The following is a 19,490-nucleotide window of genomic DNA, read 5'->3' as shown; positions in this document are numbered from 1 at the left end:
TCATTCTTAGCTACTGAAACAACTAAAAATAGAAAATCAAAGAAAGAGAACTTATGACTATTCAAGAAGAAATCAAGAAACGCCGTACCTTTGCCATCATCTCTCACCCGGACGCCGGGAAAACAACCATCACTGAGCAGTTGCTCTACTTTGGGGGCGAGATTCGTGAGGCTGGTACGGTTAAAGGGAAGAAAACAGGGACTTTTGCCAAGTCTGACTGGATGGATATCGAGAAACAACGTGGGATTTCGGTCACGTCATCTGTTATGCAATTTGACTATGATGGTAAGCGCGTGAACATCCTCGACACACCAGGGCACGAGGACTTCTCAGAAGATACTTATCGGACCTTGATGGCAGTGGATGCTGCGGTCATGGTCGTGGACTCTGCCAAGGGTATCGAGGCCCAAACCAAGAAATTGTTTGAGGTTGTGAAGCACCGTGGCATTCCAGTCTTTACCTTTATGAACAAGCTGGACCGTGACGGTCGTGAGCCACTGGACCTCTTGCAAGAGCTAGAAGAAGTCCTTGGTATTGCGAGCTATCCTATGAACTGGCCAATCGGGATGGGGAAAGCCTTCGAAGGCTTGTATGACCTCTATAATCAACGTTTGGAGCTTTATAAAGGGGATGAGCGTTTTGCCAGTCTGGAAGAAGGGGACAAGCTCTTTGGAAGCAATCCTTTCTACGCTCAGGTTAAGGACGACATCGAACTGTTGCAAGAGGCAGGAAATGAATTTTCAGAAGAAGCTATTCTTGCAGGAGAACTGACTCCGGTCTTCTTTGGTTCAGCCCTGACTAACTTTGGGGTGCAGACCTTCCTTGAGACCTTCCTTAAGTTTGCTCCAGAACCACATGGGCACAAGAAAACAGATGGCGAAATTGTGGATCCTTATGACAAGGATTTCTCAGGATTTGTCTTTAAAATCCAAGCCAACATGGACCCTCGTCACCGTGACCGCATTGCCTTTGTCCGTATCGTATCAGGTGAGTTTGAGCGAGGGATGAGTGTCAATCTGCCTCGTACTGGGAAGACTGCCAAGCTTTCTAATGTCACCCAGTTTATGGCAGAAAGTCGTGAGAATGTGACCAATGCCGTAGCAGGTGATATCATCGGGGTTTACGATACCGGTACTTATCAGGTTGGAGACACCTTGACGGTTGGAAAAAACAAGTTTGAATTTGAACCCCTTCCAACCTTTACACCTGAGATTTTCATGAAAGTTTCTGCTAAGAACGTTATGAAACAAAAATCCTTCTATAAGGGGATTGAGCAATTGGTGCAAGAAGGAGCCATTCAGCTTTACAAGAATTACCAAACAGGCGAGTACATGCTAGGTGCTGTTGGTCAACTCCAGTTTGAAGTCTTTAAACACCGCATGGAAGGCGAATACAATGCAGAAGTGGTCATGAGCCCAATGGGTAAAAAGACCGTTCGTTGGATCAAGCCTGAGGACTTGGATGAGCGGATGTCCTCAAGCCGCAATATCTTGGCCAAAGACCGTTTCGACCAACCAGTCTTCCTCTTTGAAAATGACTTTGCCCTCCGCTGGTTTGCCGACAAGTATCCAGATGTAGAGTTGGAGGAAAAGATGTAAATCGCCAAAGTTACTTGATTGTGTAACAATCTAAGTAACTAACGCCAAGTTTTTATGGAACTTGGCTAGGCGCTCCACTAGTAAAGTTTTACGAATATTATCGATTCGTAAAACTTTACGTCGTAACAGTCCGATGGTAAGGTTATTCTAACTGACTTACTAACTACTTTTGGCAAATAGAATCGATTTGCCAAACTCCGTGTCGTAGTGTAAAGTGACAGAAATCGCTATAGCGGATTGCATAAATCCTCTAGTATTACAATCAACCAAATTGAATACATAATAGATAGAGTACACAATATAGTTTGAATCATAAGATAAGATAATTTAATTATAGATTTTAATAGAAAAAGCAACGGAATAATCTCTCCGTTGCTTTTTGTTAGATTTTATATTTTCGGTAAAAATCGACCTTAACCTGGATAAAGGTTTCGGCTTCGCGTAGTAGCTGCAAGAGGGTAGCACGGGTTTCAAACTCCTCACGTGTTTTAGGGAGACTCCGATTGCGGAAGACTTGCAGATAGCGTTCGATGTCATCAAGTAGGTCATGAGCAGGATTGGTCTGACTTAGCTGGGCAGCAATCTTAGAAAAGAGCTGTGCCAAGATCAAACTCTCACTGGCGGCCAGATGACAGGTATTAATCTGCTGGGCCATATTTCGCAGGATGCGACTTTGTCGCTGTCTCATCTCAAAGTAGTGGATGTGGTAGTCCGTCTGGTGAAAGAGATGGTCCGAGTGATCCAAATAAACCAGTTTGAGAGCTTCCTCAAGAAGACTATCTAATTCGTCAACGAGTTGGGCTTGATTGCGTCCGTCTCCTCTTGACAGATAGTATTTAAAACGAAGCAGGATGTCTTTTAACTTTTCCTCGACCTGAAGGTGGTAGCTTTGGATGGCTTTCTCACGAGAGGGCATATAAAGGTTGACCAACAGAGCAAAGCTTGTCCCGATGAGAAAGAGGAGTACTTCATTAAGCAAGAGCTCTGGGGAGGTAGACTCCTGTACCAAGAGATGACTGACTAAGACACTGCTAGGAGTGATGCCGATTTCCCAGCCCATTTTGTAAGCAAGAGGCACATAGAGAGCTAGGTATAGGCCCAGACTCCAGATGTGAAAGCCCATCAGCTGAAAGGATAGAACACCGATAGCGAGCGCTAGGAGCATGGAAAAGAGGCGGTTGCGTGCTAATTTCAGCGTGCTTCTGCGCGTGTCGGAGAGGCTTAAGAGAGCGATGATTCCAGCTGAAACTGCTGATGATAAATCTAAAAAATAAGCGAGAAAACAAGCGAGACAGGTCGCTAAGACCAGTTTGGTCGTGCGTTGAGTGAGAGACATGAAAATTTCCTAAACTAATAGAATCAAGTGTTTAACGAGGAGTCAGAGACTAAGGGCGAAGTTTTCGGTTTGTAGCATACTCGGCAACCGCTGTAAAGAGGACATCTGTTGAAGAGTTCAGGGCTGTTTCACAGGAGTCTTGCACGACCCCAATCACAAATCCGACTCCGACAACCTGCATAGCCAAGTCGTTGGAAATCCCAAAGAGGCTACAAGCCACAGGAATGAGGAGAAGGGATCCCCCAGCGATTCCAGAGGCACCGCAGGCAGAAATGGCAGCCACGACACTGAGCACAAATGCTGTCCCAAAGTCTACCGAGATTCCGAGTGTGTTGACGGCAGCCAGGGTCAGGATATTTATGGTAACAGCAGCGCCTGCCATATTGATGGTCGAACCAAGCGGGATGGAGATAGAGTAGGTGTCAGAATTCAGTCCCAAGTCTTGGCAGAGTTTCATATTGACAGGGATATTGGCGGCAGAGCTACGAGTGAAAAAGGCTGTAATACCACTGACACGTAGACATTTCAAAACAAGGGGATAGGGATTTTTCCTCATAAAGAGAAAGGCGATGAGCGGGTTGATGATGAGAACAACAAAGGCCATGGTAGCAATCAAGAGCCCTAGGAGGACACCGTAGTTAGCCAGGCTGGCAATGCCCTTGTCAGAGATGGTCTTGAAAACCAAGCCTAAAATCCCAAAGGGAGCTAGGTTGATAATCCATTCTACGATTTTAGAGGTGACATCTGCCATGGTTCTCAGTAATTCTTTACTGTGTTTACTTGCCTCTCTCATAGCTAAGCCAAAGATAACTGCCCAAGAGAGAATCCCAATATAGTTGGCTTCAACAATGGCATTTAAGGGATTGTCCACCAGTTTGAGTAGGAGATTGCTGAGGACTTGACCGATACCGTCAGGAGCAGCAACTTCTGTATTTGCGCTGGTCAGGGTGATTTGCACAGGCAGTAAGAAACTAGCTAGAACGGCTACCAATGCAGCAGCAAAGGTTCCGAGCAAGTATAGGAAAATAACCGTCTTCATATTGGTATTTTGTCCCTTTTGGTGTTGGGAAAGGGCATTGGCAACAAGGGCAAAAACCAAAATAGGAGCGATGGCTTTCAGTCCGCCTACAAAGAGGTCTCCAAGCAGGCCTATTCCTGTAAGGTTTGGAAAGAGCATCCCTAAGGTAGCTCCCAAAATCATTCCAATAAGGATTCGTTTGATGAGGCTTGCCTTGGTCCAGGCTCTAATGATTCGTTTCATAGCAGTCTCCTTCAAAATGTATTGTTTATAATTATAGTATAAATATGCTATAGAGGCAAGTGATATTTTGAAAATAGGGCCGATAATTGAATAATTATGAAAGAAAAGAGAAGGGCGATTTTATGGTATAATAGGGAAAAGGAGTTTTATATGCAAGATTTTTTTCAACGCTATTTTGATAAACTTGATTTAACAACCATGTTAGAGAATCTCTTAACCAAGGTGATTTCTCTTTTGATTTTGTTTTTACTATTTTATATAGCTAAAAAGTTGCTTCATGCGACTGTACGAAAGATTGTTAAGCCCTCACTTAAATTTTCAAATCGAGATGCAGGCAGACAAAAGACCATTTCTCGTTTGCTGGAGAATGTCTTTAACTACATTCTTTATTTCTTCTTGGTCTATTGCATCCTGTCTATTTTAGGACTACCAGTTTCGAGCCTTCTTGCCGGTGCGGGGATTGCTGGGGTGGCTATTGGTATGGGGGCGCAAGGCTTTCTATCCGATGTCATCAATGGTTTCTTCATTCTTTTTGAACGCCAGCTTGATGTGGGTGATGAAGTCGTTCTCACAAATGGACCGATTACCGTTTCTGGAAAGGTCGTTAGCGTAGGGATCCGTACAACGCAACTGCGAGGTGACGATCAAGCCCTTCACTTTGTTCCCAATCGTAATATTACCGTCGTCAGCAATCTATCTCGTACTGAATAGGCCGGCTACTTTAGTAGATTTATGGTACAATAGAAGGAGTTTGGTAAAGGAGAGAGTATGCTATTTGTAGAGAAAAAATTAGGTCACGATTGTACGTGGATAGACCTTGATGTGGACAAGATTAAAAACATGGAAGACCTTTCGGATGTCTATGGATTGGACGAGGAAACTATCGAGTATGCTCTGGATAGAAATGAGCGTGCCCACATGGACTATCACCGTGAAACGGGAACGGTCACCTTCATTTATAATGTTCTTGACTTAGAAAAAGACAAAGAATATTATGAAGCGATTCCGATGACCTTTATCGTTGAAAAACAACGGCTGATCACAATTAGCAATCACAAGAATAGTTATGTGATTAAACGAATGGCATCCTACCTTGAAAGCCATGAAGTTGTTTCAATCTACAAATTTCTTTTTGCCAGTTTAGAGATTATCAGCAATGCTTATTATCCAGTGATTGAAGAGATGGATAAAAGTAAGGATGAAATCAGTGCACTTCTTCGTCAGAAAACAACTAAAAAAAATCTCTTTGCCCTCTCTGACTTGGAAACTGGTATGGTTTACCTGACAGCAGCTGCCAAACAAAATCGTCTCCTCTTGGAACACATCCAAGGGCATGCTCTTTATCGCAATTTTAATGAGGTAGAAAGAGAGCAGTTTGACGATGCCATGATTGAAGCTCATCAGTTGGTTTCGATGACAGACTTGATTTCTCAAGTTTTGCAACAACTCTCAGCCTCTTACAACAACATCCTAAATAATAATCTAAATGATAATTTGACAACTTTGACCATTATCTCAGTCTTGCTAGCTATCCTTGCGGTTATTACAGGATTCTTCGGAATGAATGTTCCTTTACCGTTTGCAGATGAACCAAATGCTTGGATTTATATTTTGATAGCTAGTCTCATTTTATGGGTGGTCTTAGCCCAATATTTAAAGAATATTGCTAGAAATTAAAAAGAAAAGGAGCCAGAATGGCGATTGAAAATTATATGCCAGATTTTGCTGTGGAAGCAGTTTATGATCTGACAGTCCCAAGCCTGCAAGCGCAGGGAATCAAGGCTGTTTTGGTCGATCTGGACAATACCCTCATTGCTTGGAACAACCCTGATGGGACGCCAGAGATGAAGCAATGGCTACATGACCTTCGGGACGCGGGCATTCGCATCATCGTAGTCTCAAATAACACCAAAAAACGGGTCCAACGTGCAGTTGAGAAATTTGGAATTGACTACGTTTATTGGGCCTTGAAGCCTTTCACATTTGGGATTGACCGTGCCATGAAGGAATTCCACTATGAGAAAAATGAAGTGGTCATGGTCGGCGACCAACTCATGACGGATATTCGTGCAGCCCACCGTGCAGGTATTCGCTCGATCTTAGTCAAGCCCTTGGTCCAACACGACTCCATCAAAACGCAGATTAACCGAGCTCGCGAGCGCCGTGTCATGCGTAAAATTACTGAAAAGTACGGGCCGATTACATATAAAAAAGGAATTTAACTATGGAAGAAATTTTCTGTATTGGTTGTGGAGCAACCATTCAGACGACAGACAAGGCTGGTCTTGGTTTCACTCCCCAGTCGGCACTTGAAAAAGGGTTGGAGACTGGAGAAGTTTATTGTCAACGCTGTTTCCGTCTCCGCCACTACAATGAAATCACAGATGTCCAGTTGACGGACGATGATTTCCTCAAACTCTTGCACGAAGTGGGAGATAGTGATGCCTTGGTAGTCAATGTCATTGATATCTTTGACTTTAATGGCTCTGTCATCCCAGGCTTGCCACGCTTTGTATCGGGCAATGATGTCCTCTTGGTTGGAAATAAAAAAGATATCCTGCCCAAGTCTGTTAAACCGGGCAAGATTAGCCAGTGGCTCATGGAACGTGCCCACGAAGAAGGTCTTCGTCCTGTTGATGTCGTCCTGACTTCAGCCCAAAACAAGCATGCCATTAAGGAAGTCATTGATAAGATTGAACACTACCGTAAGGGCCGTGATGTCTATGTGGTTGGCGTGACCAACGTTGGAAAATCAACCCTCATCAATGCCATTATTCAAGAAATAACAGGTGACCAGAATGTCATCACGACTTCGCGCTTCCCAGGGACAACCTTGGACAAGATTGAGATCCCGCTTGACGACGGATCTTATATCTACGATACACCGGGGATCATTCATCGCCACCAGATGGCTCACTACTTGACAGCTAAAAACCTCAAGTATGTCAGCCCTAAAAAGGAAATCAAGCCCAAAACCTATCAGCTCAATCCTGAACAAACCCTGTTTCTAGGTGGTCTCGGACGCTTTGACTTTATTGCAGGAGAAAAGCAAGGTTTTACAGCCTTCTTTGACAATGAACTCAAACTCCATCGTACCAAGCTAGAAGGCGCTAGTGCCTTTTATGACAAACACCTTGGAACCCTTCTGACACCACCAAATAGCAAGGAAAAAGAAGATTTCCCAAAATTAGTCCAGCATGTATTTACCATTAAGGACAAGACAGACCTGGTCATCTCAGGCCTAGGCTGGATCCGCGTAACAGGCACTGCAAAAGTCGCTGTCTGGGCACCAGAAGGCGTCGCAGTCGTCACACGAAAAGCCATTATTTAAACACAGAAAGGAGAGAGTTATCTAGATTCGGGCGAGTCCTGCGAGCCCGTAGAGAATACTTTTCGCTGTGGTGTCAGTTGGTACAAGTGATTGTACCAACTGCGGAAAATTTGAGACCTTAGACTCAAATTTTAGTCATGAAAGTCCGAAGGACTTTGCTGACGTCCGTCACCACTTCAGAAAAGTATTAAAAGAAACTCTTTTAAAGAAATTATGTCATTAACCTCAAAACAACGTGCCTTCCTCAACAGCCAGGCACACACCCTCAAACCCATCATCCAAATCGGGAAAAATGGTCTCAACGACCAAATCAAAACCAGCGTCCGTCAAGCTCTTGACGCCCGCGAATTGATTAAAGTCACGCTCTTGCAAAACACAGATGAAAACATCCACGAAGTAGCTGAAATCTTGGAAGAAGAAATCGGTGTGGATACTGTCCAAAAAATCGGACGCATCTTGATTTTGTTTAAGCAATCCAGCAAGAAAGAAAATCGCAAGATTTCTAAAAAAGTCAAAGAAATCTAAAACCTACTCCAAACAACTGTTTTTACAGAGAATTAAAGGAAGACGAGCCTATGGCAATCGAATTATTGACTCCCTTTACCAAGGTAGAGTTGGAGCCAGAAATCAAGGAGAAAAAACGCAAACAAGTCGGGATTCTAGGGGGAAATTTTAACCCTGTTCATAATGCCCATCTTGTTGTGGCGGACCAAGTACGACAACAGTTAGGACTGGACCAGGTCCTGCTTATGCCCGAATACCAACCACCTCATGTGGATAAAAAGGAAACCATCCCTGAGCATCATCGTCTCAAGATGCTTGAGTTAGCTATCGAAGGGATTGAAGGTCTAGCTATTGAAACTATCGAGCTGGAGCGCAAGGGCATTTCCTACACCTACGACACCATGAAGATTTTGACAGAGCAACATCCTGACACGGATTATTACTTCATCATCGGGGCTGATATGGTGGACTATCTGCCTAAATGGTACCGAATTGATGAGCTGGTCGACATGGTTCAGTTTGTTGGAGTTCAGCGTCCGCGCTACAAGGCAGGGACTTCCTATCCTGTTATCTGGGTGGATGTGCCTCTCATGGACATCTCGTCCAGCATGGTGCGTGACTTCATTGCCCAAGGTCGGAAGCCTAACTTTCTCCTACCTCAGCCAGTGCTAGACTATATCGAGAAGGAGAGGCTCTACTGATGGCATACCAAGACTATATCAACTGTTCCCGTGAGGTTTTGTTGGAAAAAATGGCGGAGCTTCTGCCTGAAAAACGGTTAACCCATTGTTTGGGGGTGGAGCGTGCAGCTATAGAGCTAGCGGAGAGATTCGGAGTCGATGCTGAGAAGGCAGGTTTAGCGGGGCTCCTTCATGATTATGCTAAAAAGCTGTCAGATCAGGAATTTCTAGACTTGATTGACCGTTATCAGCTAAACCCTGACCTCAAAAACTGGGGCAATAATGTCTGGCATGGGATGGTTGGAATTTACAAGATTCAGGAGGACTTGGATTTGCAAGACTCTGAAATCCTGCGAGCTATTGAAATCCATACAGTCGGGGCTGGTCAGATGACCGATCTAGATAAAGTCATCTACGTCGCAGATTATATCGAGCATAACCGCGCCTTTCCAGGTGTGGATGTGGCGCGTGAAATTGCTGAGCTATCGCTCAATAAAGCTGTGGCCTATGAAACGGCACGAACTGTGGAGCATTTGGCTCATCAGGGATTTCCCATCTATCCCCAAACCCTTGAAACCTATAACGCCTTTGTTCACTATTTGAAAGAGGACTAAATGAACGAAAAAGAATTACTAGAACTAGTCGTGAAAGCGGCTGATGAGAAACGTGCGGAGGATATCCTCGCACTTGATGTACAAGATTTGACTAGCGTGACAGACTACTTTGTCATCACTAGCTCGATGAATAGCCGCCAGTTGGACGCTATCGCTGACAATATCCGTGAAAAAGTGGCTCAAGCAGGCTTTAAAGGCAGTCATGTCGAAGGTGATGCAGCGGGAGGCTGGGTTTTGCTAGACCTCGGCGGTGTCGTTGTGCATATCTTCTCAGAAGAAATGCGTGCCCACTATAACCTAGAAAAACTATGGCATGAGGCAGAGTCTGTAGATATTTCAGAAGCCTTGGCCTAGTGGATGAACTCAGTTGCAGTCAACCGGGTTTTATTTGCTTAGTTTAGAAAAAAATGGATAGAAAGGTGAGAGCGTTGTGTTTTGTTCATCACGAAACTGAACACAAGCTAAAAGCTGCGAGTAAAAGAGTAACTTCCTTTGTATCTGACGATACAGCAGAAAGTTTTCTATTTTCTCCTTGCTTTTAACGCTCTTTGTATCTTAGAAAGGATTTGAACTCGTCCTGTAATCGTCGGAAAATAGATAGCCTTCCTTGGAGCTCGGCTCCATCGTCAAGCTCCTAATTTTCATTCCGATTATGGGCGGACTTGGTATCATGAATATGGCGACTTATGAAACCTTTGCGGCGGTCTATGATGCGGTCATGGATGACAGTTTATACGATAAATGGACGGATTTTTCTCTGCGTCATTTGCCTAAGACCAAGGAGAGAAAGAAGCTTTTGGAATTGGCTTGTGGAACAGGTATCCAGTCTGTGCGCTTTTCTCAGGCTGGTTTTGATGTGACTGGGCTTGACTTGAGCGCAGATATGCTGAAGATTGCGGAGAAAAGAGCTACTTCAGCCAAGCAAAAGATTGATTTTATTGAAGGTAATATGCTGGATTTATCTAAGGCAGGTCAATACGACTTTGTCACTTGTTATTCGGACTCTATCTGCTATATGCAGGATGAGGTGGAGGTAGGAGACGTCTTTAAGGAAGTCTATAATGCCCTCAATGAAGACGGAGTTTTTATCTTTGATGTGCATTCGATCTACCAGACGGATGTGGTTTTTCCAGGCTATTCCTACCATGAAAATGCGGAAGATTTTGCCATGCTTTGGGACACCTATGAGGACGAAGCTCCTCACTCCATCGTTCATGAGTTGAGTTTCTTTATCAAGGAGACTGACGGTTCCTTTAGTCGCCACGATGAAGTGCATGAGGAGCGAACATACGAAGTCTTGACCTATGATATTTTGCTGGAACAGGCTGGTTTCAAGTCCTTCAAACTCTTTGCGGACTTTGAGGACAAGGAACCAACAGAAACCACTACCCGTTGGTTTTTTGTCGCGCAGAAGTAGGAGAACATCATGACCATCACAGGTATTATCGCGGAGTTCAATCCTTTTCATAATGGCCACAAATACCTGCTTGAGCAGGCGGAGGGACTGAAAATCGTTGCCATGTCTGGGAATTTCATGCAGCGTGGAGAGCCTGCTATCGTGGACAAGTGGACTCGGGCTCAGATGGCGCTGGAAAATGGAGCGGATCTGGTAGTGGAATTGCCCTTTTTAGTTAGTGTTCAGGCAGCAGATTTCTTCGGTCAAGGAGCTGTGGATATCTTGGCTCGATTGGGTATTGATACTCTAGCTTTTGGGACGGAGGAAGTTCTGGATTATCAGAAAATTGCTGACCTATACACGGAGCAAGGTGCTGAGATGGAGAATTTTGTGGAAAATCTGCCTGATTCGCTCTCCTATCCTCAGAAAACCCAAGCCATGTGGAAGGAATTTGTAGGTCTTGATTTTTCAGGCAATACCCCCAATCATGTTCTAGCTTTGGCCTATGCAAAGGCAGTTGCGGGACGAAACATCAAGTTGCATCCGATTCAGCGTCAGGGAGCTGGTTACCATTCTGTGGATAAGAATGTGGACTTTGCCTCAGCGACAGCCCTCCGTCAGTACCAATCAGACAAAGATTTTTTAGAACGCTTTATGCCTTCTGTTGCCCTCTTTGAAAATGCTAATAAGGTGAGTTGGGATGATTATTTTCCCTTGCTCCGCTATCAAATTTTGTCAAATCCAGATTTAACAACGATCTATCAGGTCAATCAAGAAATGGCTGTGCGCATCAAGGAAGCTATCAAAACAGCCCAGTCTGTGGAGGAATTGGTCGAGGCGGTTGCGACCAAGCGTTATACCAAGGCGCGTGTCAGACGCCTATTGACTTATATCTTGGTGCAAGCTAGAGAAAGTGACTTGCCAGAAGCCATCCATGTCCTTGGCTTTACCGAAAAAGGCAGACAACACCTCAAGTCTCTGAAAGGGCAGGTCCATCTAGTTAGCCGAATTGGCAAAGAACCTTGGGATGCTATGATTCAAAAGGCAGACCAGATTTACCAACTAGGACACCCAAGCATCGTAGAGCAGAATTTCGGCAGAGTCCCGATTAGGATAGAAACAAACTAAGTCTACTGAAAGGTAGGCTTTCTTATTATATGTTTTAATGAAAATGTCATTTTTAAGAGTTAGAAAGTTTGTTTTGTGATTTCAGAACTTTCTTCTAAAATTCACACAAAACTCTTCAATTTGGGTTTGTGAAAATCGGTTTTTTATGATAGAATATTAAGGAATGTATGTCATTCGATAAACAAATTTAATGAGGTAAAAACATGGAAATCATGACACTTGCGATTGCTGTTTTTGCCGTCATCATTGGTTTAGTCATTGGATATGTCAGCATCTCAGCTAAGATGAAATCATCTCAAGAGGCTGCAGAGTTGATGCTTCTAAATGCTGAACAAGAAGCAACTAATTTACGAGGACAAGCTGAGCGCGAAGCGGATTTATTACTAAATGAAGCCAAGAGCGAAAGCAAGTCTCTTAAAAAAGAAGCACTATTGGAGGCCAAAGAGGAAGCCAGAAAATACCGTGAAGAAGTGGACGCTGAATTTAAGTCAGAACGTCAGGAGCTCAAGCAAATTGAAAGTCGTTTGACGGAGAGAGCTGCGAGCCTTGACCGCAAAGACGACAATTTGACGAACAAAGAAAAAACACTTGAACAAAAAGAACAAAGTATTTCTGATAGAGCAAAAAACCTTGATGCACGTGAAGAGCAATTAGAGGAAGTCGAAAGACAAAAAGAAGCTGAACTTGAACGTATCGGTTCCCTTTCCCAAACTGAGGCTCGAGATATTATCTTGGCTCAGACAGAGGAAAACTTGACTAAGGAAATTGCTAGCCGCATTCGTGAGGCTGAGCAAGAAGTCAAGGAACGTTCAGACAAGATTGCGAAAGATATCTTGGTTCAGGCTATGCAGCGTATCGCTGGTGACTATGTAGCAGAGTCAACAAACTCGACAGTTCACCTACCAGATGATACCATGAAGGGACGCATTATCGGACGCGAAGGTCGAAACATTCGTACCTTTGAAAGTTTGACAGGGGTCGATGTGATCATCGATGACACGCCAGAAGTGGTAACCTTGTCAGGATTTGATCCGATTCGTCGTGAAATTGCTCGTATGACCATGGAAATGTTGCTCAAGGATGGCCGTATCCACCCAGCTCGTATCGAGGAGTTGGTGGAGAAAAACCGTCAAGAGATTGACAATAAGATCCGCGAATACGGTGAGGCTGCTGCCTATGAGATTGGTGCGCCAAACCTCCATCCAGACTTGATGAAGATCATGGGACGCTTGCAGTTCCGTACTTCATATGGACAAAATGTCTTGCGTCATTCGATTGAGGTTGCTAAGTTATCTGGTATCATCGCCAGTGAACTTGGTGAAAATGCAGCTCTTGCCCGTCGTGCTGGATTCCTTCACGACATCGGGAAAGCTATTGACCGCGAGGTTGAAGGTAGCCACGTTGAGATTGGTACGGAATTGGCTCGTAAGTACAAGGAACACCCAGTTGTGGTGAATACGATTGCTAGCCACCACGGTGATGTCGAAGCCGAAAGCGTCATTGCAGTGATTGTTGCTGCAGCAGATGCCTTGAGTGCAGCGCGTCCAGGTGCTCGGAGTGAATCTCTTGAAAGCTACATCAAGCGTCTCCATGATTTGGAAGAAATCGCCAATGGCTTTGAAGGAGTGCAAAATAGCTTTGCTCTTCAAGCAGGACGTGAAATCCGTATCATGGTTAATCCAGGACAAATCAAGGACGACAAAGTCACAATCTTGGCTCACAAAGTTCGTGAGAAAATTGAAAACAATCTCGATTACCCAGGAAATATCAAGGTAACCGTGATCCGCGAACTTCGTGCAGTAGATTATGCTAAATAAATAAGAAAGAGCAGTTGAAATATTACTGCTTTTTTGTTACACTAGATAGAAAGACTGTAGAAGGATAACTGACGCTATCATCAGTATCCGAGAGAAATTTTACTTTATTTCACAGACTAACTAAAGGAGACATAATGGCAGACCGAGGCTTGCTAATCGTTTTTTCTGGTCCTTCAGGAGTTGGGAAAGGAACGGTTAGAAGAGAGATTTTTGAGAGTTCTGAGAATCAATTTCAATACTCTGTATCGATGACGACGCGTGCGCAACGTCCTGGTGAAGTGGACGGAGTGGACTATTTCTTCCGTACTCGTGAAGAGTTTGAAGAGCTGATCCGTCAAGGTCAGATGTTGGAATATGCAGAATATGTCGGTAACTACTATGGAACTCCTCTGACCTATGTCAATGAAACTCTGGACAAGGGAATCGATGTCTTTCTTGAGATTGAAGTGCAAGGAGCTCTTCAGGTTAAGAAAAAGGTTCCAGATGCTGTCTTTATCTTTCTAACGCCACCAGATTTGGATGAATTGCAAGACCGCTTGGTATGTCGTGGAACAGATAGCGCTGAAGTGATTGCCCAACGAATCGAAAAAGCCAAGGAAGAAATTGCCCTCATGCGTGAGTATGATTATGCCATTGTCAACGATCAGGTGCCCCTCGCTGCTGAACGTGTCAAGCGTGTGATCGAAGCAGAACACTTCCGTGTGGACCGTGTCATTGGTCACTACCAGGAGATGTTGCCAAAATCTCCAACTACTCGATAAACTATAGGAAATAGGTACAAGCAAATGATGTTAAAACCCTCTATTGATACCTTGCTAGACAAGGTACCATCAAAATATTCACTCGTAATCTTGGAAGCAAAACGCGCCCACGAACTAGAAGCCGGTGCACCAGCAACTCAAGAGTTTAAGTCTGAAAAATCAACTCTTCGCGCTTTGGAAGAAATCGAGTCAGGAAATGTAACCATTCACCCAGATCCAGAAGGAAAACGTGAAGCGGTTCGTCTCCGTATCGAAGAAGAAAAACGCCGCAAAGAAGAAGAAGAAAAGAAAATCAAAGAGCAAATTGCTAAAGAAAAAGAAGATGGTGAAAAAATTTAAGGTTGGGGGGACTCAATCTTATTTTTTCTATTGCAAGAATATACTGACAAGAAGGAGGTGAGAAGATGGCTATTGCAAAGATTATCGTGGATGTTCCCCTGATGCAGACGGACCAGCCTTACAGTTACAAGGTCCCTGAAGAATTTGTAGAGATGCTGGAAGTTGGTATGCGGGTCCATGTCCCCTTCGGTAAGGGCAATCGCTTGATACAAGGAATTGTGCTGGGTTTGGAGTCCCAGTCAGATGAAGAGATGGAAGGTCAGGACTTGAAAGAGATTGCAGAGGTGCTGGACTTTTCCCCTGTTCTCACTCAAGAGCAACTCTGGTTGGCTGAGGAATTACGCAAGTCCGTCTTTTCTTACAAAATCTCCATTCTAAAAGCCATGTTGCCGGGATTTTTAAACTCCAGCTATGATAAGATTCTCTATCCTCTAGAAGGTCTGAGTCAGGAAGACCGAGAGCATCTGTTTGGTTCAGAAGATTCGCTAGCCTTTTCTTCTCTAGACCTTGCCAAGCAGGCAGAAATGATGCGCTTGACCAGGAAAGGGCTGCTCCGCTTAGAATACCAGGCAGTCGATCAAAAGAAGGTCAAGACCCAGTCTTGGTATGAGCTTGATACTACTCGACTAGAGCTGATTGAGATTTCTGCGCGTGCTAAGAAAAAGGCAGAGCTGAGAGACTATTTGCTAGCTCATCCTGAAAGCGCTCCTCTGGCTAGTTTGTTAGATTCCTACTCACGGGAGCAAGTCAACTTCTTTGTGGAACAAGGTGCTGTGTCTATAGTCCAAAAGGAAGTGCAACGCTCAGCCGCTTATTTTGAAGGCATTGAAGTCAGCCAATCTTTGAAATTGAATCCTGAACAAAGACAGGCGCGTGATGCCGTTGTCAGTGCTATTGGCAGTCAACAGCCTCCTTTCCTCCTTCAAGGAATTACAGGAAGTGGGAAAACTGAGGTTTACTTGCAGATTATCCAAGGAGCCTTGGATAAGGGTAAGACGGCTATTTTGCTGGTGCCAGAGATTTCTCTGACGCCACAAATGACGGAGCGTTTTATTGCTCGTTTCGGCGAGAAAGTAGCCATTCTCCACTCAGGCCTATCCAATGGTGAAAAGTACGACGAATGGCGCAAGGTTGAACGTGGCGATGCCCAAGTTGTTGTTGGTGCCAGATCAGCCATCTTTGCTCCTTTGAAAAATCTAGGTGTCATGATTATCGACGAAGAGCATGAAGCCAGCTACAAACAAGACAGCAATCCCCGTTATCATGCTAGAGAGGTAGCCATTCTACGGGCCCAGTATAATCAAGCAGCCCTGGTCCTTGGTTCGGCAACACCGAGCTTAGAGAGCCGTGCGCGGGCTGGAAAAGGCGTCTATCAACACTTACGTCTGACCCAACGGGCCAATCCTTTAGCCACTATTCCTGAGGTTCAAGTGATTGACTTTCGGGACTATATCGGGCAGAATGAGACATCAAACTTTACCCCTCCTTTGCTAGAAGCTATCCAAGATCGCTTGGATAAAAAAGAGCAGGTAGTCCTCATGCTCAACCGTCGGGGTTATTCTAGCTTTGTTATGTGTCGGGAGTGTGGGACGGTAGATAGTTGCCCCAACTGCGATATTTCTCTGACTCTCCACATGGATACCAAGACCATGAACTGCCATTACTGTGGCTTTTCCAAAGGAATTCCTCATATCTGTCCCAACTGTCAGAGTCGCAGTATTCGTTACTACGGGACGGGGACTCAAAAAGCCTATGATGAGCTAGCAGAGCTCTTTCCTCAGGCACGCATTCTGCGGATGGATGTGGATACGACCCGCAGGAAGGGCAGTCACCAAACTCTTCTTGACCAATTTGGCCGAGGGGAAGCAGATATCTTGTTGGGAACTCAGATGATTGCCAAGGGCTTGGATTTTCCAAATGTGACCCTAGTCGGTGTGCTCAATGCAGATACGGCCCTAAACTTACCTGATTTCCGTTCTTCTGAGAGAACCTTCCAGCTCTTAACTCAGGTGGCTGGTCGTGCAGGTCGAGCGGAAAAGGCTGGGCAGGTCTTGATCCAGTCATACAATCCTGAGCACTATGCCATTCGTTTTGTCAAGGATCAGGACTACGAAGGCTTTTATGCTTATGAAATGGGCATCAGACGCCAACTTGGCTACCCACCTTATTATTTCACCATTGGGATTACCCTCTCTCACAAGAAAGAAGAAGAGGTTGTCAAACGTGCCTATGAAGTCATGGGAATTTTGCGCTCAGGTTTATCGGAAACTAGTAAAATCCTTGGACCAACGCCTAAACCCATCGCACGTACCCACAACCTTTATCATTACCAGATTTTGATTAAATACCGTTTAGAAGATGAGCTGGGACCAACTCTCAATCGAGTTTTGGCCTTGACTCAAGAACGGGAAAATAGCGAGCTCCGTCTCAGCATTGACCATGAGCCGCAGCAATTTTTATAAGAAGGAGAAGAAATGACAAAACTAATCTTTATGGGGACACCCGACTTTTCAGCAACAGTTTTGAAGGGGTTGTTATCAGATGACCGTTACGAGATTCTAGCTGTTGTGACCCAGCCAGATCGCGCTGTCGGTCGTAAAAAAGTCATCCAAGAAACCCCAGTCAAGCAGGCTGCCAAAGAAGCAGGTCTTCCCATCTACCAACCTGAAAAATTATCTGGAAGCCCAGAGATGGAAGCCATTATGAAGCTAGGGGCGGATGGGATTGTGACCGCTGCTTTTGGGCAGTTCCTCCCAAGTAAACTTCTTGATAGCATGAACTTTGCGGTCAACGTTCACGCTTCCCTCCTTCCAAAACACCGTGGTGGTGCACCCATTCATTATGCCTTGATTCAAGGGGATGAGGAAGCTGGTGTGACCATTATGGAGATGGTTAAGGAAATGGATGCAGGAGATATGATTTCTCGTCGTAGCATTCCTATCACAGATGAGGACAATGTCGGCACCTTGTTTGAGAAATTAGCGATTGTTGGTCGTGACTTGCTCTTGGACACCCTTCCTGGCTATATTGCTGGGGAGATCAAACTTGTGCCTCAAGATCCTAGTCGGGTCACTTTCTCGCCAAATATTAAGCCAGAAGAAGAGAAACTCGATTGGACTAAAACCAATCGTCAACTCTTCAACCAAATACGTGGCATGAATCCATGGCCTGTTGCCCACACTTTCCTTAAAGGCGACCGCTTTAAGATTTATGAAGCCCTGCCAGTAGAAGGTCAGGGAGCTCCAGGTGAGATCCTCTCAATCGGCAAGAAGGAATTGATCGTCGCAACGGCAGAAGGGGCTCTATCTCTCAAGCAAGTACAGCCAGCTGGTAAGCCTAAGATGGATATTTCTTCCTTCCTCAACGGAGTGGGACGCACATTGACAGTAGGAGAACGATTTGGTGACTAAAGTAGAAACGGCTAGAAGTCTAGCTTTGGCAGTGCTAGAGGATGTTTTGATGAACCAAGCATATTCCAATATTGCTTTAAACAAACACCTCAAGGGGAGTCAACTCTCAGTAGCAGATAAGGGTTTGGTGACAGAGATTGTCTACGGTACGGTAGCCCGAAAACTGACTCTAGAATGGTACCTGTCCCACTTTATCGAAGACAGAGATAAGCTTGATAACTGGCTCTATATCCTGCTCCTCCTGAGCGCTTACCAACTTCGGTATCTGGATAAGATTCCTAATCACGCTGTAGTCAATGAAGCGGTAGAACTAGCCAAAGCGCGTAAAAAAGGCAGTGAAAAATTGGTCAACGCTGTCCTTCGTCGTATTTTGCGAGAAGGCTGGCCAGATGTTGACAGCATCAAACGCAAAAACAAACGTGATTCCATTGCCTATTCTCTCCCAGTTTGGCTAGTATCTAAGCTCAAGGAAGAATACGGTGAAGAGCGAGCACAAGCCATCTTTAAAAGTCTCTTGGTGCGCAACAAAGCCAGTATCCGTGTAGCTGATTTGAGCCGAAAAGAGGAAATTAAAGCCATGTTAGAGGCGGCTGATTCCCCTTTGGCTGCCACTGGTCTGGTCAAGGAGCAAGGCCACTTTGCAGGACATGATTTGTTCGCAGAAGGGGCTATAACCATCCAAGACGAGTCCAGTCAACTGGTTGCTCCGACTCTTGATCTACAAGGCGATGAGCAGGTCCTGGATGCCTGTGCCGCTCCGGGTGGAAAAACAGCTCATATAGCTTCTTATCTCGCTACAGGTCAGGTAACTGCTCTGGACTTGTATGACCATAAGTTGGACTTGATCCAAGAAAATGCGGAGCGTTTAGGTGTGGCAGATCGAGTGCAAACGCAAAAATTGGATGCCAGAAAGGTGCATGAGTTTTTCGGTCGGGATTCTTTTGATAAGATTTTGGTAGATGCTCCCTGTTCTGGGATTGGACTTTTACGTCGCAAACCAGACATCAAATACAATAAAGAAACGGCAGATTTCAAGTCCTTACAGGAAATTCAGCTGGAAATATTAGGTAGTGTTTGTCAAACGCTACGAAAAGGTGGTATAATAACTTATAGTACCTGTACTATTGTCTCTGAGGAGAACTTTCAAGTCGTTGAGACGTTTTTAGAAAGTCATCCCGAGTTCGAGCAGGTTAAACTAGAACACGAATGTAAAGATATCCTGAAAGATGGCTGCATCCTGATTACTCCAGAATTGTATGGAAGTGATGGATTCTTTATCAGCCAATTTCGCAAGATATCAGAATAGGAAGGAACT

The 19,490-nt window shown here is 44.7% G+C and carries 19 protein-coding genes; 17 read left to right on the top strand and 2 right to left on the bottom strand.

Annotation, left to right across the window (positions count from 1 at the left end; genetic code table 11):
- Positions 1 to 53 precede the first annotated feature (53 nt).
- Positions 54 to 1,598 carry a peptide chain release factor 3 gene (locus tag SORDD25_RS05050; RefSeq protein ID WP_061852861.1) on the top strand — a complete coding sequence of 515 codons (1,545 nt, stop codon included), beginning with the start codon at positions 54 to 56 and terminating at the stop codon, positions 1,596 to 1,598.
- 382 nt (positions 1,599 to 1,980) lie between these two features.
- Here SORDD25_RS05050 and SORDD25_RS05045 read toward each other — a convergent pair whose 3' ends face one another.
- Together SORDD25_RS05045 and sstT are read right to left on the bottom strand one after the other, a co-directional pair.
- Positions 1,981 to 2,934: an aromatic acid exporter family protein gene (locus tag SORDD25_RS05045; RefSeq protein WP_061852860.1), complete on the bottom strand. Its 954-nt coding sequence runs from the start codon at positions 2,932 to 2,934 to the stop codon at positions 1,981 to 1,983.
- A gap of 49 nt (positions 2,935 to 2,983) precedes the next feature.
- On the bottom strand, positions 2,984 to 4,195 hold the full coding sequence (gene sstT / locus SORDD25_RS05040; protein ID WP_061852859.1) for a serine/threonine transporter SstT: 1,212 nt from the start codon (positions 4,193 to 4,195) through the stop codon (positions 2,984 to 2,986).
- Positions 4,196 to 4,345: 150 nt separating this feature from the next.
- Here sstT and SORDD25_RS05035 point away from each other — a divergent pair, with 150 nt between their 5' ends.
- The 16 genes from SORDD25_RS05035 (at position 4,346) to rsmB (ending at position 19,481) form a co-directional block, all read left to right on the top strand.
- On the top strand, positions 4,346 to 4,906 hold the full coding sequence (locus SORDD25_RS05035; RefSeq protein ID WP_061852858.1) for a mechanosensitive ion channel family protein: 561 nt from the start codon (positions 4,346 to 4,348) through the stop codon (positions 4,904 to 4,906).
- A gap of 57 nt (positions 4,907 to 4,963) precedes the next feature.
- A complete protein-coding gene (locus SORDD25_RS05030; RefSeq protein ID WP_061852857.1) occupies positions 4,964 to 5,872 on the top strand; it encodes a magnesium transporter CorA family protein in 909 nt (302 codons plus the stop codon).
- 17 nt (positions 5,873 to 5,889) lie between these two features.
- Positions 5,890 to 6,417 (top strand): YqeG family HAD IIIA-type phosphatase, encoded by a 528-nt coding sequence (locus SORDD25_RS05025; protein WP_000963744.1) that lies wholly within the window; start codon positions 5,890 to 5,892, stop codon positions 6,415 to 6,417.
- A 2-nt stretch (positions 6,418 to 6,419) separates the two neighbouring features.
- Positions 6,420 to 7,526 carry a ribosome biogenesis GTPase YqeH gene (gene yqeH / locus SORDD25_RS05020; protein ID WP_061852856.1) on the top strand — a complete coding sequence of 369 codons (1,107 nt, stop codon included), beginning with the start codon at positions 6,420 to 6,422 and terminating at the stop codon, positions 7,524 to 7,526.
- Positions 7,527 to 7,739: 213 nt separating this feature from the next.
- Positions 7,740 to 8,051 (top strand): ribosome assembly RNA-binding protein YhbY, encoded by a 312-nt coding sequence (gene yhbY / locus SORDD25_RS05015; RefSeq protein ID WP_000060169.1) that lies wholly within the window; start codon positions 7,740 to 7,742, stop codon positions 8,049 to 8,051.
- Between the two features lie 50 nt (positions 8,052 to 8,101).
- Positions 8,102 to 8,731, top strand: a complete 630-nt coding sequence (locus tag SORDD25_RS05010; protein ID WP_061852855.1) for a nicotinate-nucleotide adenylyltransferase — start codon at positions 8,102 to 8,104, stop codon at positions 8,729 to 8,731.
- Positions 8,731 to 9,324 carry a bis(5'-nucleosyl)-tetraphosphatase (symmetrical) YqeK gene (yqeK, locus tag SORDD25_RS05005; protein ID WP_061852854.1) on the top strand — a complete coding sequence of 198 codons (594 nt, stop codon included), beginning with the start codon at positions 8,731 to 8,733 and terminating at the stop codon, positions 9,322 to 9,324. Before SORDD25_RS05010 ends, yqeK begins: the two co-directional genes overlap by 1 nt.
- Positions 9,325 to 9,678, top strand: coding sequence for a ribosome silencing factor (rsfS, locus tag SORDD25_RS05000; protein WP_042767955.1), 354 nt, complete (start codon positions 9,325 to 9,327; stop codon positions 9,676 to 9,678).
- Between the two features lie 322 nt (positions 9,679 to 10,000).
- On the top strand, positions 10,001 to 10,741 hold the full coding sequence (locus tag SORDD25_RS04995) for a class I SAM-dependent DNA methyltransferase (RefSeq protein ID WP_061852984.1): 741 nt from the start codon (positions 10,001 to 10,003) through the stop codon (positions 10,739 to 10,741).
- Between the two features lie 9 nt (positions 10,742 to 10,750).
- Entirely contained in the window at positions 10,751 to 11,848 is a 1,098-nt protein-coding gene (locus SORDD25_RS04990; protein ID WP_061852853.1) for a nucleotidyltransferase, read from the top strand.
- Between the two features lie 203 nt (positions 11,849 to 12,051).
- Positions 12,052 to 13,665 (top strand): ribonuclease Y, encoded by a 1,614-nt coding sequence (locus SORDD25_RS04985; RefSeq protein WP_044021238.1) that lies wholly within the window; start codon positions 12,052 to 12,054, stop codon positions 13,663 to 13,665.
- A 134-nt stretch (positions 13,666 to 13,799) separates the two neighbouring features.
- A complete protein-coding gene (gene gmk / locus SORDD25_RS04980; RefSeq protein ID WP_061852852.1) occupies positions 13,800 to 14,426 on the top strand; it encodes a guanylate kinase in 627 nt (208 codons plus the stop codon).
- 24 nt (positions 14,427 to 14,450) lie between these two features.
- Complete coding sequence (gene rpoZ, locus SORDD25_RS04975) at positions 14,451 to 14,765, top strand: DNA-directed RNA polymerase subunit omega (protein WP_002874282.1); 315 nt, start codon at positions 14,451 to 14,453, stop codon at positions 14,763 to 14,765.
- A 65-nt stretch (positions 14,766 to 14,830) separates the two neighbouring features.
- Complete coding sequence (locus tag SORDD25_RS04970) at positions 14,831 to 17,227, top strand: primosomal protein N' (RefSeq protein WP_061852851.1); 2,397 nt, start codon at positions 14,831 to 14,833, stop codon at positions 17,225 to 17,227.
- 12 nt (positions 17,228 to 17,239) lie between these two features.
- Positions 17,240 to 18,175 carry a methionyl-tRNA formyltransferase gene (fmt, locus tag SORDD25_RS04965; protein WP_061852850.1) on the top strand — a complete coding sequence of 312 codons (936 nt, stop codon included), beginning with the start codon at positions 17,240 to 17,242 and terminating at the stop codon, positions 18,173 to 18,175.
- Positions 18,168 to 19,481 carry a 16S rRNA (cytosine(967)-C(5))-methyltransferase RsmB gene (rsmB, locus tag SORDD25_RS04960; protein WP_061852983.1) on the top strand — a complete coding sequence of 438 codons (1,314 nt, stop codon included), beginning with the start codon at positions 18,168 to 18,170 and terminating at the stop codon, positions 19,479 to 19,481. Before fmt ends, rsmB begins: the two co-directional genes overlap by 8 nt.
- Positions 19,482 to 19,490 lie beyond the last annotated feature (9 nt).

Origin of the sequence: Streptococcus oralis, assembly GCF_001579525.1 — a bacterium.
Lineage (GTDB): Bacteria > Bacillota > Bacilli > Lactobacillales > Streptococcaceae > Streptococcus > Streptococcus oralis_M.
The sequence above is the reverse complement of the archived record's forward strand: the minus strand, read 5'-3'. Positions and strand labels throughout refer to the sequence as shown.